The organism is Streptococcus timonensis, from assembly GCF_047460355.1.
In the GTDB taxonomy this organism is placed as follows: Bacteria; Bacillota; Bacilli; order Lactobacillales; family Streptococcaceae; genus Streptococcus; species Streptococcus timonensis_A.
In genome coordinates this window covers 300,488-325,947 of record NZ_JASHGL010000003.1, presented here as the reverse complement: position 1 = coordinate 325,947, position 25,460 = coordinate 300,488, and the positions used below count along the sequence as shown (strand labels likewise).

General features: G+C 37.3%; 21 protein-coding genes and 1 pseudogene. All 22 read right to left on the bottom strand.

Annotated elements, in window-relative coordinates; genetic code table 11:
- Nucleotides 1-2 precede the first annotated feature (2 nt).
- The 22 genes and pseudogenes from QM941_RS06780 to QM941_RS06675 all read right to left on the bottom strand — a co-directional run bounded on the left by QM941_RS06780 (nucleotide 3) and on the right by QM941_RS06675 (nucleotide 25,377).
- The gene (locus QM941_RS06780) at nucleotides 3-674 is read right to left on the bottom strand and encodes a YggS family pyridoxal phosphate-dependent enzyme (protein ID WP_414339875.1); all 672 of its coding nucleotides are present in this window, start codon (nucleotides 672-674) and stop codon (nucleotides 3-5) included.
- Between the two features lie 4 nt (nucleotides 675-678).
- Nucleotides 679-1,932: a cell division protein FtsZ gene (gene ftsZ, locus QM941_RS06775; protein WP_414339874.1), complete on the bottom strand. Its 1,254-nt coding sequence runs from the start codon at nucleotides 1,930-1,932 to the stop codon at nucleotides 679-681.
- Nucleotides 1,933-1,949: 17 nt separating this feature from the next.
- Entirely contained in the window at nucleotides 1,950-2,141 is a 192-nt protein-coding gene (locus QM941_RS06770; protein ID WP_414339900.1) for a hypothetical protein, read from the bottom strand.
- Nucleotides 2,132-3,323: pseudogene (ftsA, locus tag QM941_RS06765) on the bottom strand (cell division protein FtsA); the annotation flags it as partial. The gene QM941_RS06770 and the pseudogene ftsA, both read right to left, overlap by 10 nt.
- A 282-nt stretch (nucleotides 3,324-3,605) precedes the next feature.
- Nucleotides 3,606-4,667, bottom strand: a complete 1,062-nt coding sequence (locus QM941_RS06760; protein ID WP_414339873.1) for a galactofuranosyltransferase — start codon at nucleotides 4,665-4,667, stop codon at nucleotides 3,606-3,608.
- A gap of 10 nt (nucleotides 4,668-4,677) precedes the next feature.
- The gene (locus QM941_RS06755; RefSeq protein ID WP_414339872.1) at nucleotides 4,678-5,670 is read right to left on the bottom strand and encodes a Stealth CR1 domain-containing protein; all 993 of its coding nucleotides are present in this window, start codon (nucleotides 5,668-5,670) and stop codon (nucleotides 4,678-4,680) included.
- Nucleotides 5,667-6,767 carry a UDP-galactopyranose mutase gene (gene glf, locus QM941_RS06750; RefSeq protein WP_414339871.1) on the bottom strand — a complete coding sequence of 367 codons (1,101 nt, stop codon included), beginning with the start codon at nucleotides 6,765-6,767 and terminating at the stop codon, nucleotides 5,667-5,669. The genes QM941_RS06755 and glf overlap by 4 nt, the downstream gene beginning before the upstream one ends.
- A gap of 127 nt (nucleotides 6,768-6,894) precedes the next feature.
- Nucleotides 6,895-8,043, bottom strand: a complete 1,149-nt coding sequence (locus QM941_RS06745; RefSeq protein WP_414339870.1) for a polysaccharide polymerase — start codon at nucleotides 8,041-8,043, stop codon at nucleotides 6,895-6,897.
- 213 nt (nucleotides 8,044-8,256) lie between these two features.
- Entirely contained in the window at nucleotides 8,257-9,672 is a 1,416-nt protein-coding gene (locus tag QM941_RS06740) for a flippase (RefSeq protein WP_414339869.1), read from the bottom strand.
- A gap of 6 nt (nucleotides 9,673-9,678) precedes the next feature.
- Nucleotides 9,679-10,644 (bottom strand): glycosyltransferase family 2 protein, encoded by a 966-nt coding sequence (locus QM941_RS06735; protein WP_414339868.1) that lies wholly within the window; start codon nucleotides 10,642-10,644, stop codon nucleotides 9,679-9,681.
- A 5-nt stretch (nucleotides 10,645-10,649) separates the two neighbouring features.
- A complete protein-coding gene (gene wecB / locus QM941_RS06730; protein WP_414339867.1) occupies nucleotides 10,650-11,738 on the bottom strand; it encodes a non-hydrolyzing UDP-N-acetylglucosamine 2-epimerase in 1,089 nt (362 codons plus the stop codon).
- Nucleotides 11,735-12,820, bottom strand: a complete 1,086-nt coding sequence (locus QM941_RS06725; protein ID WP_414339866.1) for a glycosyltransferase family 4 protein — start codon at nucleotides 12,818-12,820, stop codon at nucleotides 11,735-11,737. The genes wecB and QM941_RS06725 overlap by 4 nt, the downstream gene beginning before the upstream one ends.
- On the bottom strand, nucleotides 12,795-13,517 hold the full coding sequence (locus tag QM941_RS06720; protein ID WP_414339865.1) for a WecB/TagA/CpsF family glycosyltransferase: 723 nt from the start codon (nucleotides 13,515-13,517) through the stop codon (nucleotides 12,795-12,797). The genes QM941_RS06725 and QM941_RS06720 overlap by 26 nt, the downstream gene beginning before the upstream one ends.
- A gap of 19 nt (nucleotides 13,518-13,536) precedes the next feature.
- Nucleotides 13,537-14,322 (bottom strand): LicD family protein, encoded by a 786-nt coding sequence (locus tag QM941_RS06715; protein WP_414339864.1) that lies wholly within the window; start codon nucleotides 14,320-14,322, stop codon nucleotides 13,537-13,539.
- Between the two features lie 4 nt (nucleotides 14,323-14,326).
- Nucleotides 14,327-15,697 (bottom strand): sugar transferase, encoded by a 1,371-nt coding sequence (locus tag QM941_RS06710; RefSeq protein ID WP_414339863.1) that lies wholly within the window; start codon nucleotides 15,695-15,697, stop codon nucleotides 14,327-14,329.
- A 22-nt stretch (nucleotides 15,698-15,719) separates the two neighbouring features.
- The gene (locus tag QM941_RS06705; RefSeq protein ID WP_414339862.1) at nucleotides 15,720-16,412 is read right to left on the bottom strand and encodes a tyrosine-protein kinase; all 693 of its coding nucleotides are present in this window, start codon (nucleotides 16,410-16,412) and stop codon (nucleotides 15,720-15,722) included.
- Nucleotides 16,413-16,422: 10 nt separating this feature from the next.
- Nucleotides 16,423-17,115 carry a capsular polysaccharide biosynthesis protein gene (locus QM941_RS06700; RefSeq protein ID WP_414339861.1) on the bottom strand — a complete coding sequence of 231 codons (693 nt, stop codon included), beginning with the start codon at nucleotides 17,113-17,115 and terminating at the stop codon, nucleotides 16,423-16,425.
- Between the two features lie 8 nt (nucleotides 17,116-17,123).
- Nucleotides 17,124-17,855, bottom strand: a complete 732-nt coding sequence (gene cps4B, locus QM941_RS06695; protein ID WP_414339860.1) for a capsular polysaccharide biosynthesis protein Cps4B — start codon at nucleotides 17,853-17,855, stop codon at nucleotides 17,124-17,126.
- A gap of 1 nt (nucleotide 17,856) precedes the next feature.
- Nucleotides 17,857-19,302 carry an LCP family protein gene (locus QM941_RS06690; protein ID WP_414339859.1) on the bottom strand — a complete coding sequence of 482 codons (1,446 nt, stop codon included), beginning with the start codon at nucleotides 19,300-19,302 and terminating at the stop codon, nucleotides 17,857-17,859.
- Nucleotides 19,303-19,492: 190 nt separating this feature from the next.
- Nucleotides 19,493-21,451 (bottom strand): peptide ABC transporter substrate-binding protein, encoded by a 1,959-nt coding sequence (locus QM941_RS06685; protein WP_414339858.1) that lies wholly within the window; start codon nucleotides 21,449-21,451, stop codon nucleotides 19,493-19,495.
- A gap of 180 nt (nucleotides 21,452-21,631) precedes the next feature.
- Nucleotides 21,632-23,599 (bottom strand): peptide ABC transporter substrate-binding protein, encoded by a 1,968-nt coding sequence (locus QM941_RS06680; protein WP_414339857.1) that lies wholly within the window; start codon nucleotides 23,597-23,599, stop codon nucleotides 21,632-21,634.
- A gap of 167 nt (nucleotides 23,600-23,766) precedes the next feature.
- Nucleotides 23,767-25,377 carry a glycoside hydrolase family 13 protein gene (locus QM941_RS06675; RefSeq protein ID WP_414339856.1) on the bottom strand — a complete coding sequence of 537 codons (1,611 nt, stop codon included), beginning with the start codon at nucleotides 25,375-25,377 and terminating at the stop codon, nucleotides 23,767-23,769.
- Nucleotides 25,378-25,460: the final 83 nt, after the last annotated feature.

The window sequence follows — 25,460 nt, the reverse complement described above, 5'->3', positions numbered from 1 at the left end:
TCCTATTTAAAAAATGATGTACCGATGCGAACAAAAGTTGAACCGAACTGAATCGCTTCCTGATAGTCACGACTCATTCCCATACTCAATTCTGTCATTGGCATATTGGCGATTTGTTTTTCTCTAATGAATTCTTGCAGTTCTTGTGTTTCTTTAAATATCTCTTGTAATTCTTCTGAGTTGGCCTCAAAAGGAGCCATAGTCATCAAGCCTACATATTCAATTTGATCCAAAAGAGACAAGTCTGGCAAGATTTGTATTAATTCTTCTTTCGAAAAACCATGTTTACTTTCTTCACCAGAAATATTGACCTGCAAAAAACATTTAATTTTACGATTGCTACGCTTCTGTATTTCTTGGGCTAATTTCAAAGAATCTAAGGCATGGAAATAATCGACATACGAAATAATATCCTTAACTTTTCTTCTTTGTAAGCTACCAATTAGGTGCCAAGTTATGTCTTTATCACTTAAAGCATGATACTTGTCAAGAAATTTATCAACTCGGTTTTCACCGATATGTTTAACTCCTTGTTGCACCAATTGACCAGCAGTTTCAGAATCTACATATTTTGTTACAGCAACCACAGAAACCGAACCGTCTTCACGGCCGGCTTCTCTAACTGCTTTTGAAACCTGTTGAAATACAAGATTTGTATTTTCTTTTAAATTCATTTTCTTAACGATTTTTAAAGAAAGGTGGTGTCTCTAGTTCATCCTCATCTGTAGATGGTGATTCAAAACGTTCAACTGGAGATACAGCTGATTCACCTTGACGAACAATCGAATCGCGTCTCAAGTCCCAATCACCAAAAGCTGAAGCTTTAGGAGTTTCAGGGCGTCTTTGAGAAAGAACTGGAATCTCAGCAGTTTCTGCTAAATCAAAATTACGATCATAAGAGTGAGTGTGTCCCGGTCTTACAGCTTCACGATGTGCTGCTTGTCTAGGTTGTGGAGCAACAACTTTCTCAACTTTATCCTGACGTACACCTGTTGCAACAACAGTAACACGGATTTCGTCTTTCATGTTTGAATCGATAGAAGTTCCAAGCCAGATGTTCACTCCATGACCTGCTGCTTGGTTAACAATTTCTGAAGCTTCTTCCGCTTCAATCAAAGTCAAGTCCAAACCACCAGTTACGTTGACGATGACATCTTCTGCTCCATCGATAGTTGTTTCAAGAAGTGGTGAGTAGATAGCTTTACGAGCCGCTTCGATAACGCGCTCTTCTCCACTACCAATACCAATCCCCATAAGGGCATTCCCTTTGTTAGCCATTACTGTCTTCACATCCGCGAAGTCCAAGTTAATCAATCCAGGATTTGTAATCAAATCTGTAATCCCTTGAACACCTTGACGAAGAACGTTGTCAGCTTCACTCAATGCTTCAAGAAGTGGTGTCTTCTTGTCTACGATTTCCAACAAGTTGTTGTTCGAAATAATCAAGAGAGTATCAACGTGCTCACGAAGTTCGTTAATCCCATCGATGGCATATTGTCCACGCTTGCTTCCTTCAAACCCAAATGGACGAGTTACAACAGCAACAGTCAAGGCTCCAAGACCTTTAGCAATACGAGCAATAACTGGTGCAGCTCCAGTACCAGAGCCACCACCCATACCAGCAGTGATAAATACCATATCTGCTCCGCTGATTGCTTCTGCCAATACTTCTTCGCTCTCTTCAGCAGCTTTACGTCCAACCTCAGGTTGTCCTCCTGCACCAAGTCCGCGCGTTAATTTAGGACCAAGTTGAATAACTGTTTCAGCTTTTGTACTACTCAATGCTTGAACATCTGTGTTGGCTGCGATAAATTCTACACCAGAAACACCTTCTTCAACCATGCGGTTAATGGCGTTTCCACCGCCACCACCGACGCCGATTACTTTAATTACTGCACCTTGTGCTGCCGCTGTATCAAATGAAAATGTCATATTATTATTCCTCTATATTATTCATCAAACATGCTTCCAATTAGGCTACGGAAACGTTCTGTCAATTTGCCTTTAGGTTTTTCTTCAGAAGGACTTGGAAGAGTTGACTCAGCAGAATAAGTTGGTTCCACCGACTCACTTGTCCCACCACCTAAGATTGAACGTTGGGAAGATGCTGAACTTTGTTTATTTGAATTTCTGAAATCGATTGGTTGATGGCGTAGAGCTTCATCTCCTCTGATTGCTCTTTGAGCTAGAACATTTACTTCAGTAAGGCCGCCAGCATACTCAGACAAACTAATGACATGAGCGAATGCAGGATTACGGATACCTACTTGATTAGGAACGTAAAGTTTAACTCGCACACCAAAGACTTCCTGGGCTAATTCAACAACGCCTGGAAGAATAGCATTCCCACCAATTAAAGAAATACCACCTGGCAAGTCTAGCAAATGTCTTCTTTCTAGATCTTGCTTAATTTGTTCAAAGATATGTTTCAAGCGAGCTGAAATGATCTGTGACAAGTATTCTTCTGTTACCTCAACAGGTTCTACTTCACCAATAACTTCAACCTGGAATGTTTCCTTGCTTGCTAGTTGAGGGTAGGCTTCACCGTAGTTTAATTTCAAGCCTTCTGCAATCTTTTTAGAAGTTCTTAAAACTTTTGAAATATCTTTAGTTACGTAATCGCCACCTTCTTGGTAAGCATTTGTGTACTGTAATTCTTGATTACGAATGGTCGCAACACTTGTTTGACCGCCACCCATATCAATAACAGTTGCGCCAAATTCACGTTCACCTTCATTCAATACAGTATTAACCAATGCAAGTGGTGAGATAATCACATTGTCCACTTCTATTCCAACACGCTCAACTGTCTTACGAAGATTGTGCAAGATTGTTCTTGGGCCAGTGTAAAGAAGTCCACGCATTTCCAAGCGAACTCCCATCATTCCACGAGGGTCACGGATACCTTGGAAACCATCTACGATGAATTCTTCTGGAACAAACGTAATCACTTCTCGATCTGGTGTCATACTCTTTGTTAAAGCAGATTTAACAACATTCTCAACATCTTGATCTGTAATTTCTTTTGTATCTGAGGTTACAGGAATCATCCCTTGAGTTGGTTCAACCTGTAACAAATTAGATGGCAATCCAACATTAACTGACTTGATTGAAATCCCAGCTTTTTCTTCTGCTTGAGAAATAGCAGCCTTGATAGCTGTTGCTGCAGCTTCAATATCAACGATGATACCATCTTTGACACCTTTACTTTTGGCGTTGCTAACACCGATTACATTTACTTCACCGTCTACAAGCTCAGCAACTAACACTTTAATAGAGCTTGTTCCAATATCTAAGCCTGTAAAAAAACCATTTCTAGTCATTACACTGCGTCCTCTCCGTCTTCCAAGTTTCTAACTTCGATTTTTTAATAGCTATAAGAAGGCATAGCTATTCACAGAACATTATATCATAAAAAAGATATTCGTGCCTATTTTTTTGTGATTTTACACAATGTTTTTATTCAAAATTGTTTGAAAACGAATCCCAATCCGTCCTCTTTTATAAGAAACTTCAAAAAACCTTGTAAATTCCTCAAAAATAGTTGAATATCCTCCTGCTAGTGACAAACTTTCCTTAAAAAACTATAAAATAAGAAGCTAAAATTAGCTTCTTATTATAGTTTTATTCAATGCCTGTTTCAAATAATAACCTTGACGAATGTTATGTCCGATATATTTCGTTTTTTCTAGTAGTATATGATAATCCTCATTTGACAGCTTCTCAATCTCTTTAGATAGATCATGTAAAGATTCTACGGCAATGCCACAGCCATTCTCTAGAACAAAATGCGAAAGGGCAGATTGTCTCCATACTACCAACGGAAAACCTGCTGCCAAATAGAGCGAGGCCTTGTGAGAATTGTTATAGCGAAGATATTCTCCAAATACTCCACTACATGTTTCTGCACTATCGCCATCCCAAACAAGACCAAATCCTCCTACAAGAGCTGCAGGTAGGTCATCCGGAAGAAAAGAGCCAAAATATTCTTGATTCGGCAATTGTCTAGCTTGATCAAAGCCAACACCATAAAGGTTATAGGCAGGGCTAGACGGCAAATCGTACAAATAACCCGCTTTTTCTTGTGCTAGATTACCTGCCACAATAATCGGTTGATCCTTTGAAAGTTCTTCTTTTTCCTGAAAATCGGGGATCAGATAGTCAAAAATGCCTAGACTGACAATTTTTTGTTCTGAAATACCCTTATTGACCAGGACTGACTTCATAATCGGATTATGAGCAATAAGGCCATCAGCAACTTTTAAAAGACTTGATTCTTGAAGCTGTACACGAATTTTATGCTTTAAAGGTACTGTATCCAGATTAACATAACGCAAGACTTCTAAATCATGAATAATAAAATAGACTTTAACCCCTCTAGCTTGCAATTTTTTTACTAAATAGGTGGTAAAGAAGCTATGATGGAGCATAGGAAATTGGATTAACAGTTGATCTCCTGGTTTCAATCGCGAAAAGGCTTGTTCCAAGGCTTTTGATTTGTGTTGTTGAGCTTTAATCGTACTCATTTTGTACCAGTCTTCAACCGTCAATAACAAAGGACTAAAACCCTCTTGTCTTACAATTTCCTCGACATCATTTCGCGCCTTATTACCAGCGTTTTTGATATTTTTATCCTTTAAAAATTCTTCTTTTAAATAATATTTCATCTCTTTGTTCTCATAGTTCGAAAGCCGACTTTTCAGGATAACGTTCATCTAAGAACTTTTTAAAACGGAGCAAATTTTCTTCTTTGAAGTCAACATTGTCATTTACACAAAGAAGCTTTTTATGCTTATCCTTAAAAATACGGTCCAGCTGATCAAGTCGATTCAGGTCAATCGACTTCCCTATATTGTGTGCAATTGGGTAAAATTGATTGCTTTCAATCTGCCAGTTTTGACATATATACTGATTCACATCAACTTTATAGTCTCGAATTTGACTTTTTGGCGTCCTATCAAGGGTTTCAAATTCGATTTCCCAGAGGTGCGCTAAAGTACTCTTCTTCATAGGAACCGGCAAATGCGGATTGACATATCCTGTTGGTCCCCAAGGTAGCAATACTAAATTCTTAAACAAGCGCAAACCATAGCGGTAATTAAAGAATTTCCATGGCGATGCTTTCATAGCAGCCTTATTAGGGAAATGGCGATAAATTAACTCGATATTGTTGAGATATGTCTTTGTAATCGGAGCCCAAGGAACTATTGCATCATAAACAGCAAGTAGTTTAGGCAAACCATTTTTATAGAAATCTGAAGGTTTGCAATCTCTAATCATATACATATCGTCATTGAAATAGAGATAGTTTTCTGACAAATCTTCAATACGATGCAGATTTAATTCAATTGCTGCTGAGTTAAAGGTCGGAAGATATTCTTGTGGCATAAATTCTTTATGCGTAACCCACCTCAACTTAGAATGAGCCAAGTTCAGCCATTCAGGTTTCTGTCCATTGGTGATTAGAAAGACCTTATTGACCCAAGGAGCATGGTTTTCAATCATACGGAACCAATTGTTGAAGGTTCCATAGTCACGGTATCGCATGTCACCATCAATATAAAGATCCAAGCCATCATCTTGTCCTTCAACTATTTGCTTTTCACGGCTAAATTCTGAATCACTCCCATCAACCCAGAGAACAACAATATCAATCTTTTCTTGTGTCATTTAGTAAATTCTATCTCTACGACTTCCAAGGCACGCTCAATAACCACATGCATGTCGTAGTATTTATAGTCAGCTAGGCGCCCACAGAAAATAACCTTGTCATTTTTGGCTGCTTCTTCTTGATACTTAGCAAACATAGCATTGTTCTTTTCATCATTAATTGGATAGTATGGTTCATCTCCACGTTTCCAGTCAGCTGGGTACTCACGAGTGATTACGGTCTTTGGTTGAGTGCCATACTCGAAGTGCTTGTGCTCAATGATACGGGTGTAAGGAATCTCACGTTCTGTATAGTTGACCACGGCATTCCCTTGATGATTTTCTTCATCCAAAACTTCATGTTCGAATCGAAGACTACGATATTCCAATTCCCCATGCTTGTAGTCAAAGTACTGGTCAATCATCCCTGTAAAGACAACTTTCTCAGCTGATTTTTCCAACTCTTCACGATTGCCGAAGAAGTCAACACCTAACTCAACTTCTACATCGCCCAGCATATTTTCAATGATGACGTTGTAACCACCGATCGGAATACCTTGGTAACGGTCATTAAAGTAGTTGTTATCAAAGGTCAAACGTACTGGGAGACGCTTGATGATAAATGGTGGAAGGTCTGTTGCAGAACGTCCCCATTGCTTTTCTGTATAGCCCTTGATCAATTTTTCATAGATATCTGGACCAATCAATTTAATGGCTTGTTCTTCCAAGTTCTTGGGCTCAATATCTTTCATATCAGCCGTTTGCTCAGCAATCTTATCCTTCACTTCTTGCGGAGTCTTAGTTCCCCACATAGCGTAGAAGGTATTCATATTGAAAGGAAGATTGTAAAGGCTCCCCTTGTAGTTAGCCACTGGTGAGTTGATATAGTTATTAAATTCAGCAAACTGGTTGACATAGTCCCAAACTTTTTTGTTTGAAGTATGGAAAATGTGGGCACCGTACTTGTGAACGTTGATACCTTCAACATTTTCACAGTAGATATTTCCACCAATGTGATCACGCTTATCAATCACTTTTACTTTTTTTCCACGTTTTGTAGCTTCATGTGCAAAGATTGCTCCAGACAAGCCTGCACCAACAATTAAATAATCATACATATTAAAACTCCGTTAATGAACTCTACAATTTCTTATTAATGCCAACTTAGGATCAGCAAAAGTTAGTTATTTTTTATAGAAAGGTATCATATCATGTATGAGACCCGCCTAAAATCTAGTACTAGAGCTAGGTCTCATTTAATGCAACGATATCATTTGATTCTTTTTTGCTAAAAGTATTTGTTGTAAATAGTAAAAACATGAATATATTATATGTAGGAACAAACCAAAAGGCTTCAATCATACAGTTAACAGCAATCAATGATAAAATCGCAACTAATAAATATTGACCATCCTTATACTGTTTTCTTGAGGCGACAACATAAATTATTATCAATAGGACTACAGGCACTATTCCATATGTAAACAACATCTGCACATAAGAGGAATCTACATAGTTATACCCTATTACAGATTCTGTTTTTCCGCCTGATCCGATAAATTGAACGTTTCTTGTCCCAAATAAATGTAATTCATAAGAATTGAATGCATTTTTTCCCAAAGAAAGTCTACCAGTAATAAGTTTATTTATCGAAACAAAAAACTGAGAAGACCATGAAAAGTAGTATGTCAAATATAAAATTAGTCCTGAAAATATAATTGATGAAAAGGGTAAAATAGAATACAATCTATATTTTTTCTCTTTAGTAAAGTAAAAATATACAAATATTATCGTTGCTAAGAGAATAGACAAAGCATTTAAACGTGCATCACAGTATTTTATAATAAAAGCTGATAGCAAGACACCAAACAGCGATCTGGTCCATATAAATTTATCTTTTAAAAGATAAGAAATTGCTAAAAATAAATAGAAGCAATGTGATGCAAAGTCCGTAGGATAAATAAACCCAAACGAATTTCGAATAACACCCTCACGATTATATTGCAAGTTAGGAACCATGCCAACCAGCGATAAAAGAAAAACTGCAACTACAAGGATACCAACTACAACTACATAGTTTTTCAAAACTACTTTCATATCCACATTAACCAAGAGGACTAGTAACATCGAATAGACAAGAAAATTAAGCCTATTCGTTTGAAAATACACTAATCCCCCCGAAATTAATAAAAAAATCGAAAGTAATAGATATTGGTATGAAATCCGCATCTTATACAAAAAACGAAGCCCTAAAAGCAATACAACTAAAAATAGAAAATTTACTTTGACTTGAAAAAAAGTCCTATCTAACATAGTAGTAGATATGGTATTAAAAAACAACACAATAGATACAACTATGCTGACTAGTAGGTTTTCAAATTTAATTTTTATCATTTTTTTGAAAAAGAATAATATAGGGTGAACTAGATAGAAGAAATTCGAATTGAATGAGAAAAAATAATATTTCTTTAATCTTCTAGTTCACTTATACTCTTCCATCCTCCCTTTCCTAACTATTTAATCAACCAAAGCGAATTTAATCTATACAAGAGTTCATTTTACAATAAGACTATAAGCTACTGAAATTTCTATTTATTCCATCCAATTTCACTTATTCAATAACTGCTGTTTCAACTCTTTTGGACTAATTACCTTTAAGAATAGTATTTGAAAAATGTAAAGTATCGCTCCTATTGTAGCAAATACCATAACATTTATAACAGGCGTAAAATTCACTGTGGTTTTTACAACGAATAGTACACCGTACATGAGAGCTGATGCTCCTATAATTTTAACTGTCGAAGCTAGAAGAGGCACTTCCTTCAAATAGTTTCTTGTAAAATACAGTTGAATAGCCCATACTAAGGCTTCTGTTAATACAGAAACAATAGCTGCTCCGATATAACCTAATTTAGGTAGTAATAATAAATTTAAACCGACACTCACAATAGCTGGAATAGTTGTCGAAATCATAAATTCTTTATTTTTATTATGTGGAATCAAGATTTGAATACCCATAATATTTGTCCAGCCAATAAAGAACATTCTAAAAATCATAATTGCTATCGCATATTTAGCATCTTGGAAATCCTGTCCCAAGAAAAATTGCACGAAATCATCATTAACAATTAACATTCCTGCTATTATAGGAAAAATGACTAAATTGTATATTAAGAAAGACATCTGATGCATTTTGTTTACAGCCTTGTGATCTCCAGTAGATAGGAGATTGGCAACACGAGGAAGCATCACACTTCCTAATGAAGTCACTAATGTAAGCAAAATATTGACCAATTTTAAGGCTTGGTCATAAATCCCGACGTCTTTAGTTGAGGCTAATGCCCCTAGCATAGTACGATCTAAAGTAACATATAGCGAAATAGCTATTTGCGGCAAAAACAAGAGAATAACTGGTTTCAAGTGTTGTTTAGCATAGGACCAATCAAAATGTGGTTTTCCGATAAAGTCTCTAGCTGGCAACCACATACTAAACTGCCCCAATAATTCAAATATTGTTAGCAAAAACACATAAAGATATAAATCATTTGCTGATTTTACAAATAAGAAGATTGAAATGACACCGACCAGTTTAACAGTAATATTTCTAACTGTTATCTTGCGAAAATCCTCTAACCCTTGAAATAACCAGGAGATATCCATCCCTTTAGATACCAGACTCAAGCCCAAAATATATGCAACGGGATTTTGCATAAATGACAAGGACAGACATAAGAGAATGTATAAGCATATCGACAGAATGGTCGCACCAAACTGCAAGGTGTATATGCCCCAAAAGTTTTTTCGGATATCTTTACGATGGCCTGAAATTTCTTTTGTACCATAATTGGCCACGCCCAATGTCGCCAATAAAATAAAGTAGGTTACAATTGAATTGAAATAACCATAAGTACCTAAATCAGTTGAACTAAATACCCTAGTTACATAAGGTGTTGTTATAATAGGAAGAATTATCACTAGTAGCTGGTAAGAGAGATTATATGCATAATTTTTTAAAACCTTCATTCTTACCTAACCCATCTTCTCTCTGATTTTTTCATACAGTTTTGGAGAAACCAAAAGCATCAAGTATTTCACTTTATTTTTCCCTGTTATATTTGGATTAGGAATAATATCGTTAAAATATCTAGTGTATTCTTTTCTGATTTTATTAACATCAGAATACATACCTGAACTGAGCATAGCATGTACAACATGTAGACCATTAAAAACGTAGCGGACATTTAAAGCTCTTCTCATTTCCTTATCATTAGGATAGTCTCGTTCGATATAACTTCTATTCCATTCCATGGCCTTGTAAAAGTCCATTAATTTATCATTATACTTTGAATTAACTATACTACCAGGTCTTCGATAATATTTATATAGATTAATGTTTCCTACCGCAATGTGTTTACAAGAAGCAATATGTTCGTAAGCTATTGCTAAGTCTTCGTAAATCATTCCTTTAGGATAAGGGAAACGTGACAGAATCGTCTTCTTATAAAGTTTCCCACCCGAATGAGTTCCTACACCATTTCCATAGAACATCTCTTTTAAGGCTGTATAGCGGTCTAATTTTTCAGAAGATTTCTCCGTTAAAGAGCCAGAGAAATCTTTAGATTCATAATCTCGAACTTCAATCACTGGAGTTGCTACTAGTTCAACTCCGTATTTATCTCTAAGTCCTACCAAATATTCTACAGTTCTTTTATCGTAATAATCATCTGAATCAACAAAGATAATCCAATCAGTTGAGGCTTCTTTAACTCCTGTATTTCGAGCATTGGATAATCCTCCATTTTCAATATGGAGTACTCGAACACGCTCATCTTCTTGAGCATGTTGATCACAGATTTCTCCAGAAGCATCTGTCGAACCATCGTCTACCAATATAATCTCAATATTTGTGTACGTCTGCTGTCTGAGGCTATTGACGCAATAGTTTAAGTAAGTTTCGACATTATACACAGGTACAACAATAGAAACCTTTTCCATTATGATTATCCTTCCAAAATGATATCAACGATTCGCTCACAAGCCTTCCCATCACCATATGGATTGCTCGCCTTGCTCATCTTGTTGTATTCTGCTTCATCTTTCAAAAGCAGTTTAAAATTCGTATAAATATTTTCTTCTTCTGTTCCTACCAATTTCAAAGTTCCTGCTGCAATCCCTTCAGGACGTTCTGTGGTATCACGCATGACTAAAACTGGTTTCCCTAAGGATGGAGCTTCTTCTTGAACTCCACCAGAGTCCGTTAAAATCATATAACTTTGGTTCATGAAATTATGGAAATCAATAACTTCTAAAGGTTCAATGATCTTCATGCGTTCATTATCCCCAAAGACTTTACTTGCCAATTCACGAACTTTTGGGTTCTTATGAATTGGATAAACAACCTTAACATCTTCAAATTCATTTAAAATACGATTGACAGCATTAAACATATTTTCCATTGGCTGTCCTAGGTTTTCTCGACGATGTGCCGTTAGCATGATCAACTTGCTCCCTTTGACCCATTCTAAAATAGGATGGTCATAATCCTCTTGAACAGTCGTCTTTAAGGCGTCAATAACAGTATTCCCTGTAACAAAAATGTTCTTTCTTCCTTCTTTTAGAAGATTGTCTTTAGCCACTTCTGTTGGCGCAAAATGATAATCTGCAATGATAGAAGTTGTCTGACGGTTGAACTCCTCGGGGAATGGACTTTGAAGATTGTAAGTTCTTAAACCTGCTTCCACGTGTCCAACTTTAATCCCCATATAAAAGGCTGCCAAGGCCGTTGCGAAAGTTGTCGTCGTGTCTCCGTGAACCAGCACAATATCTGGTTGTTCTTGTTCGAGCACCGCTTGAATTTTGTCTAGGATACTGGTCGTAATTGAAAATAGGGTTTGATTTGCCTTCATAATCCCCAAATCATAATCAGGAACGACCTTAAAGACATCCAAAACTTGCTCAAGCATCTCCTTATGTTGTCCAGTCACGCAGACTATTGTCTTAATGGAGTCATTTTCCTTCAACTCATTTACTAAAGGACACATTTTGATTGCTTCTGGGCGCGTCCCAAAAACCAACATGACTTTTTTCATTTTGTTTCTCCCTTTAGTTCTCTATACAATTCCCTATAGTTCTTCAAAAATAAAGGATAACTAAATTTATTTTCATAGTCTTTTTTTGCTTGATTTGCTAATTTTTCTCTAAGAAGAGGATCAGTCGCCATTTTCTCAATTGCTTGCGCCATGGCACTGGCATCTTTAGCTGGTACAAGTATCCCATTCTCATTATTAACGATTTCATTAATCCCTGGGATATTGGTCGCAACCATGGTTTTCCCATTCATAAAGGTTTCGATAACATTTAAAGCCAATCCTTCTAATAAAGAAGGTAAAACACAAAAATCAAAACTATTAATACACTCGACTATATCCTGTCTATACCCTAAAAAAGTTATTTTATCCTCTAGATTGAGTTCTTTAACCTTATTTTCTAGTTCGGCTCTAAACTCCCCATCCCCAACGATAAATAAACGGAGGTTTTCATCAGAAATCAGAGAGATAGCATCAAGCAGATAAGTCAAACCTTTTTGTTCAGATAATCTTGCAATACAGCCTAGCTTGATTCCATCAAACTTCATAATCTCATCAACTTGTCTATTTGACTGTTTCAAGATCACTCCATTATAGATAACTGTGCTGTCTGCAACTCCCACATCATCTTTCAAATTTTTATTAACTGCTTGGCCAACTGCAATACTATAAGCATTTTTCAATGAAAATCTATATAAAGACAACTTATCTTTAAAGATACTATGAGCAGTGTAAACGTGGACTAACTTGGGATTAATCAGCTTTAACAAACGAATATAAAAAGCTGCCATTCGATGATGCGTATGAACCAGAGTAATGTCATTTGTCTTAATAATTTGATAAATAGTAAGAAGCAATTGCAACACTGTAAGAGGGTTTTTGCTGTCTATATCTTGAATCTTATGATGATTAATTCCTCGGGCCTCTAATTCTGGTTCCCAAAGGCCTCCTGTAGAAGCAACATGTACACTATCAAACTCATCTTGCAAATCAGAACTCAACTGGTACACGATTCTCTCAGCACCACCAATATCCATGGTACGTGAAATATGTAAAATATTATTTTTTTGTTTTTCGTTTCTCATCTAAAACTCTCTTAATAAAGGTAACATTCCCTACAAAATAACGTTTAAAGAGGCGCTTTGGCTCATTAGCAACTCTGAACAACCACTCCAAGTTTGATTTCTGCATCCAAAGTGGAGCACGCTGAATGTGACCAGACAGTACGTCAAAGCTACCACCTACACCCATAAAAATAGAATTCACTCCATTATCCATAAATTTTTGGATGATGTATTCTTTTTTAGGTGAAGTAATTCCAACAAAAACAAAATCAGGATTTTTCTCTCGAATGTCTTCTTGGATGCCGTTTTCATCTTCTTCAGAAAAATAACCATTACGATATCCAAGAACATGTAAGTTTGGATAATCTTTCTTGAAGATTTCTAGCATATCTATTAAAACTTCTTCCTTGGCACCAAAAAAATAAACTGAATAAGACTTTTCATTAGCCAACAAGAGTAATCTTTGCATCAAGTCAATCCCAGCGACTCTCTCAGGAACTTGATAACCCAAAAAACGGGAAGCAAGAACAACTGAAGCTCCATCTGCATTAATGATTTCAGAATCATTTACTATCTTTTTAATAGATTCATCTGTTTGACATTGATTAATTTTATCTGCATTCACTCCCATTAAGTGGAGTGGTCGTTGTTCAAGAACAAATTTTTCAACAGCTTGGACAGTTTCGTCCATTGTTAAGGGGTCAATTCTGACCCCCATTAAATCAAAACTATTCAATTTAATCTCCCCACGTAGACTCAAAATGACCTTTACGCTCAGCTTCTTTTGGTAGTTGCATGTAATCACCATATATTTTTGTCAAATACTCATCTGGATTTGCATGACAACTAATTTTTAAGTTTTCAAACTCTAGCAATTTAGGTTCCCCGAACACTTCTTTTCTTGCGAGTTCTCGTTCGCGGTAGGAACCCAAGACATTTCCGACCATGTTACTCGACTCGTAATCATATTGTTTAATGATACTTTGTAACTTTTTGTTAATTTTTGAAGTGTTTAAGAGTTTATTTAACTTGAAGGCTTTTGAAACTTTCACAATCGCATTTTCGAACGAGCCTCTATCTCTCTCATGCAAACGATCAATAACAGAAATTTTAGACAAGGCACGATAGAATTTTATTTTATTCGTATGCAACCAGTAATGGAAGGCATCTTCTGGATATCCATCCAAAGGAAAGATATCAATAAAAGGACTACACCATTCATTGCCAAATTGAATTTGAATTGTAGTATCCACAATCGAAGTATTACCTAGATTATCATCGTGAAGTCTTAAAATAACACCTTCAGGAAGCTCGTGCTCACAGATTGACAAGAATTTTTCATAATCTTTTCTAGGCATCCCTAAATCCATATCGTCATCCCATGGAATAAATCCTTTATGACGAATGGCACCGAGTAATGTTCCGCCCAAGGCGTAATAACATAAACCATGTCTTTTACAAAGATCGATATAACTTTCTAAAAGAGTTAACTCTCCTAATTGAATTTCTCTCACTTTATTCATAGAATCATTTCGCTCCATCTCTCATCAACACAACTTTTACAGTTTTTAACAATATTTCGAAATCTTTCCAAATAGTCCAATCGTCAATATAAGCCACATCTAACTTAACGACTTCATCAAAGTTTGTAATGTCACTTCGACCACTAATTTGCCACAAACCTGTAATACCGGGTTTGAAGCTAAGACGGCGTTTTTGCTCTGGCGTGTATTTCTCATACTCATCTACCGTCGGAGGACGAGTACCAACTAAACTCATATCTCCAATCAAAACATTCCAGAATTGTGGTAATTCATCAAGACTAGTCTTACGAATAAATTGACCAACCTTAGTAACACGAGGGTCATTGTCCATCTTGAACATCCCTCCTTGCATCGTATTCTGTTCCATCAACTGTTCTTTGATAGATTCAGCATCAATTCGCATTGAGCGGAATTTATAGAAGGTGAAGTGACGACCGTTTTTCCCAATACGCGTTTGAGAAAAAATAGCTGGACCTCCATCCTTACGAATAATCGGTACCAAAAAAATACTGACAAAACCACATATAACAAGTCCAACAAGAGCACCACAAATATCAATAACTCGTTTAGCAACAACGTGACTAAGCTTATAAAAATTCGTTGAGAAGGTGACAACATTCAAACCAGCCATTTCATGAATTTGTTTATTTCGGCCTAAGTTTTTATCAAATGCATTTAAATTAACTGTTACATCAATTCCCATTATTTCAAACTGTGAAATAACAGATCCAATGTCATAGTCCTCACTAGGAAGATTTACAAAGACTTCATCCACCACTTCATGTGTTGCATAATTGAGTAGCTGTTCCCTTGGAACAACGATCACCTTGTCATGAGAAAACTCAGGTTTGTCTAAGACACATACAGCAGCCAGTTTCCCTTGGACATCATTTGCGTTCAATAAACGATCCAGCACCTTCTCGGTACGCGATGTCGCTGTGATCAATAGAATCTTTCTACTACCTTTCAAGTTGTGGTTGAAATGTACCCAGTAGCGTTTAATAACAAAACTAAGTAAATAATTTAGTACTCCATACAAGGAAAGCAGATAAATCATTCCGCGTCTAGAAATCACAAATTTTTCTTTTAAGAAAAAACTTGAAAAACTAATTAGCAAGGCATAAAAAATAATATATTTAATCGTTTCTACTAATTCTACAGACTGGCCTCGCTTAAAAAAATCCTTACCGTAACCACTGATGTAAAAGGCTGCAAAGTGTAGGAAAAATAGGACAAATACTGTATTTAGAACAATATCAGTTTCTGAAATTGCAATCAGAACATAGGCCAACAAACCAACAAACACACTCTGTATAAAAGCCAGAGTTATGTTATAGAAACCCCTTCCCTCCATACTTAACTCCCTAACTTATTTTTTAATTATTCCCATAGGAGCCGTAATTTCCGTAAACTCCATACGATCCATACTTTTCAAGTTGGATATCAAATTTATTTAGAACAACTCCTAAGAATGGAGTACCTGTTTGTTCTAATTGCTGTTTAGCTCTGTCAACATCTCTGCGTTTGGTCGTACCAGCTTCTGTTATCAAGATAGAAGCATCACATTTTTGTGCAACAATAGCTGCATCGATAACGATACCTATAGGAGCCGTGTCTACTATAATGTAATCAAAGTACTTACGTAAAGTTTCTATCATGGTCTCAAATTTTGGACTCTGAAGTAATCCTGTGGGATTAGGAGAAATCGATCCTGATTGAATGACAAATAAATTTTCTACATTTGTTTCACATAAGCCGTGTGACAAATCTCTAGTTCCAGAGAGGTAATCTGTCAAACCTGTTATTCTTTCTCTCGATTTAAAAACTCCTGACATCACAGAATTTCTAATATCTGCGTCTACTAGTAGTGTTTTGTAACCAGCACGAGCAAAGGCCCAAGCGATATTTGTTGAGGTAGTTGACTTTCCTTCGCCAGGTCTAACAGATGATACGGCAATCACCTTTAATTTATCACCACTTAACTGAATATTAGTCCGTAAAGCGTTGTAATATTCTTCTGCTTTTTTAACAAATTCTAATCTTTGATATGATAATTCTAACTTTGCCATATTTTCATCCTTACTTTATTTTATCAAGGTTTGGAATCACTCCTAAAAGAGAGAGATGCATAACTTCTTCAATATCTTCTGGACGTTTCACGCGATCATCCAACAATTCAATAATGAGTACAACAACAATAACAAGTCCAGCTCCGGCACCAAATCCTAGAATTGTATTGCGACGAATATTTGGAGATGACGGTGACTGAGCAGGGCGTGCTTCCTCCAACGTCGTAACGTCAGATACACGAGTTACAGATATAATTTTCTGTGAAGCGACTTCGCGTAGTGCGTTTGCAATTCGGCTAGCCTCTTCCGGCAAACCATCTCGAACAGAGATTGATACGATACGAGTATCTGCAGGAACTGTTACTTGAACTTTTCTAGCAAGAGTCTTGGCATCGATATTTAATTTTTGATTAGCCACCACTTTTTCAAGAACATCTTGAGAAAGGATAATCTCCCGATAGTCCTTAACCAAATAAGAACCCGCTTGGAGATCTTGATTCGTCAGACCTGGTTTATCACCTTGGTTACGATTCACTACGTAGATACGTGTCGTACTCGTAAATTCCGGTTTGATTACAAAGGAACTATAGCCAAAAGCTATCGCCCCTGAGATTATAGCTGCTAGAGCTATAATTAATTTACGCTTCCACAACACTTTTAGCATCTGTAAAACGTCGATTTCAATTTTATCTTTTTCTTTCATCATATCTCCTAAATAATTTTATCTTCGATTATAATTCTAGGGTTAGTTTCAAAAAGTTCGCGAGCCTTTGTTTCTCCATACTTTTCGCTAATCAATTCATATGCATCCCTCATGTAAGGCTTTCGGTCATCTAGATTATGCATATCACTAGCAACCATATGTACTAAATCTCTTTCCAAGAAATACCTGGCTCTTTTCTTCATAAATTTATAAGTGTCACCAAAAAGTTTTGGCTTCAGAATACTGGAAGAATTAATCTGAGTATAGCATCCCATATTAATCAATTCCCTAACTTTTTTTTCATCATTTTCCAAGGAATGATAACGCTCAATATGGGCGATCACAGGTGTTATTCCAAGCATCAACACTTTAGACAAGGCATTGTGAATCTCCCGATATGGCGTGTTCATACTAAATTCAATCAAGGCATAGCGAGTGCCATTCAATCTAGGAATAATTTGATTCTCTAATTTATCTAAAATATCACTCGTGTAATAGATCTCAGCCCCGTACAATATTGTTAAGTCGGGGGCAATTTCTTTTGCCAATTCTTGAACAACTTTGAAATTCGCAGCAATCTTATCTTCTGGTGTCTCAAACATCCCTTTTCTGCGATGAGAGGTTGAAACAATGGTTCGAACTCCTTGGTCATAGGCTTCTGCTAGTAGAGCTCGACTATCATCTCGACTTTTAGGTCCATCATCAACATCAAAAACTATATGCGAATGGATATCAATCATTTTATTTTCCTTCCATGACATCTTTAATGGCAGCCTTGACTGTCTCCAGACTGGTTTGGTCTACTTCTAACATGTAGAGATTGCTATCTGGCATTGCGTAAGATGGCAATCCCATACGTCCAGTGCCTTTCAAATCTTGAGACGTTACAGTATACTTCCCACCACTTGCAAGTTGAGTATTAACTAGACCTACCATCGTTTCAGGCGGCATATTGGTTTGGACCGAATCCTGCAAACCTTGAATAATGCCGTCATAATTCTTCAAAACTTCTGCTGAAGTCAATTTTTGAATGATGGCAGCAATTACTTTTTGTTGGTTCCGTCCACGATCCCCATCACCATTTGCTAAAGAGTAACGTTCACGTACAAAGCCTAAGGCCTGCTCTGAATCCAGGTGGACATTGCCAACAGGGAAATGATACTTGCCATGAAGCGAAGTGAATTCTTGATCATTATAGACATCTACTCCACCAAGAAGGTCAATTAATTTCAAGAAAGAGGTGAAGTTAAGACGAGCATAATAATTTAAATCAATATCGTATAGATTTTCCAAGGTATGAATCGATGCATCTACGCCATATATCCCAGCATGGGTAAGTTTGTCATTTTGGTTATTTCCGCCATCAGCAATCGGCACATAAGCATCACGAGGAGTTGTCGTCAAGAGAATTCTTTTAGTATCTTGGTTAACCGTCATGATGATATTGACATCCGAACGAGATACTGAACTAATGGGTCCATAAGTATCAATCCCACTAATATAGACATTGAAGGTCTTGTTTGTGGTTACTTTCGGAGCTTCCACTGTCTTGGTCAAATCTTTGGTGTAGATCTTTTTAATCTTTTTAGCGTAGTCAGGATCTTCCTGCTCAATCAGATTTTCAAAAGCTCCATTTAGAACAATCGCCTTGGTATCACCCGCCAAGAGACTCTTATATGACGCTAGGTAAGAAGAACTCTCTTCCACCGTCAAGTCTTTGTTTTGAGTTGATTTAATATCCTCTAGGAGTTTTTGGATATTTTCCGCATCTGTCTTTGTTGGAGCAGTCAAGCTAGAAAGTTGCGACACATTGCCAATCTCACTATCTGCTAATACAGCCACACTGATAGAATAACTTGAATAATTAGACGTCGCATTAAATTGATTAGCTAGACCAACAAATTGTTGGACCCCAATAAGAGCGAATGCACTTAATAAGACAGAAGTTAGAAGCACAAACAAGGTAAAGATTCTGGCTTTATTTTTTAGGATTAACAATAGAGCCAAAATGGCAACAAATAAAAGAGCACCAGCCAGAATTAGATTGAGATTACTAACCGCTAGAATATGATAGCGAAAAACTAGGAATAGGAAATAACAGGCAAGAATAAGATAGATGACCAATAAAATGGTATTTAAGCTCTGCCAAATTTTATTAGAATTACTTTTATTTGAACGTTTACTCATACTACACCTCAACTAAACATTTTCCCTTCATTATATCATAACTTACCCTTTAAAGCCATTGATATCTTTGATATGGTAACATTTTCATTTATATATATTTTATCAAAGGCTATAAACTTTAAAGTTCTTTATTTTTTATTTCTAAATAACAAGTATACTAAAAAGAGAGCTTTGACAGCTCTCTTTCATCTTATTTCACATGTTTTTCAAGTTCTTTTTGAGTCTTCTCGACTGAATTTTTGCGTTCTTGTTCCCATTTGGCTTTAGCTTCGTCAAATTGGGCAATGGTAACCACATCTTTCTGCAATCTCATGTACTTGTAGTTACTTCCAGTTCCTTTGATCCCAACAAGTGAGTATGCTCGTGTAAATGGCGTCACGCGGGTCACCGAAGCCCCACCACCATCTGAATTCACAGGAATAAGAAGCGAACTGTCAATCAACCAAGCTTGTGCATCTGCATAATTTTCATAACGTTTTGCTACATCTGAGTTTTCTGCATCTGCCGCTTTCAATTTCTGAGTATATTGATCCATTCCAAGACTTGTAATCTTATCAGCATCCTTGCTTGGATCAAGTCCCAAAATCTTAAGATAGAAACCATCTTCTGCGTTAAAAGGATTGAGGTAAGTCGATGGATCTTGGTAGTCCGCTGACCATCCATCCAAGTTCAAATCATAGTCATGGTCAGCTGGCGTCGGTGCTTGGAATGTCGCATTGGCATAGTCTTCAGTTGAAACTAAAACTACATCAATCACTACATTTTCCTCTCCAAGAGTGGATTCCACAGATTGTTTAAGTGAATAAAGCTTAGGAAGCAAGCTTTTGTTGACCTGATCCACTGGCAAATCTAAATGAATCGGGAAGGTTACGCCTTGAGCCTCTAGTTCTTTTTTAGCTTCTGCAAATTGAGCTTGCGCTTTTTCTTTGTTGAAGTAACCATCTTGGGCGTCTTCAAGATTCATATTAGTCCATTCTGTGCCGTAATTCACCAACTTAGAGGCAACCGTCTCACCAAAAGTTTTATCTCCTACTTGTACAAAAGTTGGTGGTACAAGGGTATTACGAAGAGTGTTTTTAGCAGCATCTTCTCCATTAGACTGAGCTGAGTAAGACGTACGGTCAAGAGCAAAGTTGATAGCTTGACGGAAGTTTTTATTTAAAACAGCAGCCTGAGTCGCTTGTTTTTGTTCATCACTGGTCTTAGCTGTAAAATTGTAAGACTGACGATTGACGTTAAAGTTATAGTACCAAGAAGTTGCACCTTGCAAGCTGTAGACGATATTGTCCTTGTATTTCTCCTTGGTCTTAGCAAAGTTTGAACTATTTGGGTAGACACCCGCAGACGAGTAGGCTCCACTCTCAAAGTTACGAATGGTCATGTCTTGGTCAGAACCATCAACATAAGCCAACTTAACTCTTTCAATAGTCACTTTTTCTTGATCATAGTAATGAGGGTTTTTCATATACTCAAGTGATGATTTAGATGTAAATTCTTTTAACAAATAAGGACCACTATAGAGAATACTGTCTGGTTTTAATTCTCCAAATTCTTTGTCTTTGGTAGTTAGGAATTCTTCATTGACTGGGAAGAGGATACTATTGGTTGTTTTTGAATTCCAGAAACTCTCTGGACGGGTCAAGGTGTATTGAACTGTATAATCGTCTAAGGCTTTGACACCAACATTTGAAAAGTCTGAGTTTGCTCCTGTCACATAATCATCCAAGCCTTTGATCGAGTTTTGAATCAAATCCAGCGCCTGACTCTTATTATCAGCAGCGTATTTGATACCAGTCACAAAGTCTTGAGCTTTGATAGGTGCATATTCCTCCCCATCAGCAGTGAACCACTTAGCATCTTGGCGGAGTTTATAAGTATAGATCAAACCATCCTTTGAGACACTCCAATCCTCTGCAAGAGCAGGAACCAGATTCCCATAGCTGTCATTTTCCAAAAGACCATCTACCAAGTTGGTGATAACATTGGTATTGTCACCAGAATAATCCAAAAGGTAGTTAAAAGTAGTTGGATCAGCACCAAATGTCGATGAGTAGGTCTTATCGTCCGATACAGACTGACCACAAGCTGCCAGCAATACAGTAGTAGCAAGAGTCAAACCCGCTCCCAACAAGAGTTTTTTAAGTCTCATGATTCATCTTCTCCTTTTATGTTAGATTTTATAACATGTAATTATTTTATCAAATTTTGCCCCAAAAGTAAAGTTATTTAATTTTTTCAAGCCTAGAAGGTTACAATTTCTCTCCAGACATAAAAACAAAGAACTCCCATCTTTCAGACAGGAATTCTCTGTTGATATATTTTATGAAGGCTATTTAATGTGGTTGGCCAGCTCTTTTTGGTATTTGGCATTGGTTTCAATTTTCTCTTTTTGCCATTTCTTGAAGGCTTCTTCGTATTCTTTAGTGGTTACAATATCATTTTGCAATTCCAAACCTTTGAATACAAATGGATCACCCTTAATTCCGACTTGAGAGTAGGCTTTTGTAAATGGCACTGTACGACTCACAGTCGGAGAACCACCTGAAGAAGCAACAGGAATGAGGAGAGAACTATCAGATACCCAAGCTTGTGCTTTGGCATATTTTTCATAGCGTTTGTTAAGGTCTGTTGTTTCAGATGCTGCATCGTCCAAGAGTTTCTTGTACTCATCAAGTCCAACTTGAGCCATGACTTCTGAATCTTTTCCTTTTGTGATACCCAAGTGTTTAAGGGCAGAACCCTTCTTAGCATCTAGAACATTGAGGTAGGTAGCCGGATCTTGATAGTCTGGCCCCCAACCTGTTCCATTCAGATCATAGTCTTTTTGAGATGGCACCTTAGCTTGAGAAGTGATACTCAACTTTTCATTATCCGTCATTTGAAGGACATCGATAATGACGTTTTCAGTACCAAGTGTTGACTCTATAGATTGCTTGAGGGAATTAGTTTGTTGAACAGCAATGACATCTGTCTGTTCAACTGGAATATCCAAGCGGATTGGGAAGGTTACACCCTTAGCTTGCAATTCTGCCTTGGCTTTTTCAAATGCCGCCTTGGCTTTTTCTGGATTGTAGATAGTATCCTTGCCATCTGTAAGAGCTACGTTTTTCCACTGATCCCCATAAGAAACGAGCTCAGCCTGCGCCAATTCTCCAAAGGTCTTTTCACCTACTTGAACATAGTCATGAGGTACTAGACTGTTACGGATGATTTTGTCCGCTCCTTCTTCACCATTCAACTGAGCAGTATAAGAGTGACGATCAAGGGCGAAGTTAATAGCCTGACGGAAGTTCTTGTTGAGAAGTGCCTCTTTGGTAGAAGTTTTCTGAGCTTCATCAGTCTTGGCCGTTTTATTGTATGATTGACGATTGACGTTAACTGTCAAGTAGTAACTTGTCGCTTCTTGCGGACTATAGACGATTTTATCGCCGTATTCTTGCTTGGTTGACTCAAAGTTTGAACTTGTCGGGAAAAGACGGGCCGTTGTATAGGCACCCTGGGTAAAACTACGAATCAAGGATTCTTGGTCAGAACCATCGTAGAAAGTCAATTTGACATGGTCAATCTTAACATTATCCTTGTCCCAATAATTTGGATTCTTTTCGTATTCAATAACTGATTTTGAAGTTAAATTCTTCAAAAAGTATGGACCGTTGTAAAGAATGCTTGATGGTGTTGGAGTTCCATAGTTATCGCCTTGAGATTTCAAGAATTCTTCGTTGACTGGGAGCATAGTCGCTGTCGTCACTTTAGAATTCCAGAAACTCTCCGGCTTATTCAAAGTGTATTGAACTGTATAGTCGTCTAGAGCCTTAACACCTACTGTAGAAAAGTCATTATTTTCACCGCCGACATACTCTGCCAATCCTTTGATAGAGTCTTGGAGAAGAGTTAAACCATCAGATTTTCCATCCGCTGCATGTTTCAAACCAGTGACAAAGTCTTGGGCTTTGACTTCGGCATATTCTTCCCCTTCAGAAGTATACCATTTGACACCCTTACGAAGTTTGTAGGTATAAGTCAAACCATCTTGTGAAACCGACCAATCTTCGGCTAGGGATGGAATCAAATTCCCGTACTTATCATTTTCCAAGAGTCCATCTACAACGTTAGCAATGACGTCAGAAGTTGAACTCTTACTGGTAACACTATAGTCCAAAGATGCTGGATCCATGGCATAAACATATGAAAATGTTGTTGGAGCATCTGCTTTTTTCTCAGCTTTGCTACATGCTGCCAAAAGAAGAGCTGCACTCATCGTAATCCCAGCTACTGCGAGCCATTTTTTCGATTTCATTGGTATTCTCCTTTAAAATGCTATTTTACTCATTATACCCTATTTTTTTATAAAAGCAAGGTTTTACAGGTTATTTTTTAGAAAATTCAAACAAATATTTTTTAAAGATATTTCTACACTTATTTTAGAAAAATCTCAAGCATCCTCTGATACTTGAGATTATTTGTTTAATCAGCTAATTCCACACAGAAGGCATCCCAAGGATGTAATGTAACCTTACCTAGTTGCTCTGGAAGATTAGTATTAGCAACCAAGACAGACTTGATACTTTCATTCAGTTGGAAATCCTGCTCTTGACCCGAAAGGTTAACTACTACTAAGAAACGACGGGTGCCATCCTTACGGATATAAGCGAAGACCTTTTCAGCTGTTTCTAGTAATTCAAAGTCAGCTTGAACCAACCAGCTATTTTCCTTACGAATCTGAATTAATTTTTGATAAGTATAGAAAATAGAATCTGGGTTTGTCAGTGCTTCCTGAACGTTGATTGCTTCGTAGTTTGGATTAACAGCCAACCAAGGTTGTCCGTCTGAGAAACCAGCATTTTTTGTCTCATCCCACTGCATTGGCGTACGCGCATTGTCACGTCCAATCACACGAATGCTGTCCATAATTTGCTCTAGCGGTACACCTTGTTCTAGCGCTTCTTTGGCATAGTTGATAGATTCAATATCTTCAACTTGCTCCAAGCTTTCAAATGGGAAGTTGGTCATGCCGATTTCTTCGCCTTGATAAACATAGGGTGTTCCTCTCATGAGATGAAGTAAGATTGCATACGCTTTAGCAGATTTTTCGCGGTATTCTCGGTCATTTCCCCAGATAGAGACGATTCGTGGAAGATCATGGTTATTCCAGAAAAGGGAATTCCAGCCATCCTCAACTCCTAATTCTGTCTGCCACTTGTTGAAAATCTCTTTTAATTTCCCTACATTTAGCTCTTTTTGGTAGTGCCACTTAGGTTGTCCTTCCTGATACTGAAGACAGATATGTTCAAATTGGAAGACCATAGACAACTCTTGACCTTCTGGATTCGAATATTTCTTGGCCTCTTCTGGATTTGCTCCCCAAGTCTCCCCTACTGTCAAAAGGTCTTTGCCGCCGAAAGTAGCCTGATTCATTTCCTTGAGGTAAGGATGAAGCATGGGACCATTGTTGACAACCTTCTGGTCAGGTATCTTCCCAATCATGTCAATAACGTCCATACGGAATCCACCAATCCCTTTATCAATCCAGAAATTCATCATCTCATAGATTTTATGGCGGAGCTCTTCGTTTTCCCAGTTGAGGTCTGGTTGTTTCTTACTGAAAAAGTGTAGATAGTATTGACCAGAATTTTCATCATATTCCCAGGCAGAACCACTAAAAGTAGAGGTTAAATCATTGGGTTCATCACGCCAGATATAGTAGTCTCGCTCAGGACTATCAGGATTTTCACAAGCTTCGATAAACCAAGCATGCTCGTCTGAGGTATGGTTGACCACCAAATCCATGATGATTCGGATATCTCGTTTTTTAGCCTCAGCAATCAGCTCGTCCATATCTTCCATGGTTCCAAAGATAGCCGCGATATCTTGATAATTGGCAATATCATAACCATTGTCATCCATGGGGCTATCATAGACTGGAGAAAGCCAGATCGCTGTGATCCCTAACTTAGCTAGATAGTCTAACTTACTCGTAATTCCTGGCAAATCGCCAATTCCATCTCCATTACTATCCATAAAACTCTTTGGATAGACTTGATAGACTACGGCATTGTGCCACCATTTTTCTTGCATCTGTTTTCCCCTTTTAACATTCACTTTATTCCATCATAGACCTTTTATCAATTTTATGCAAGCGTTTGCTTCAATCTTTTTCC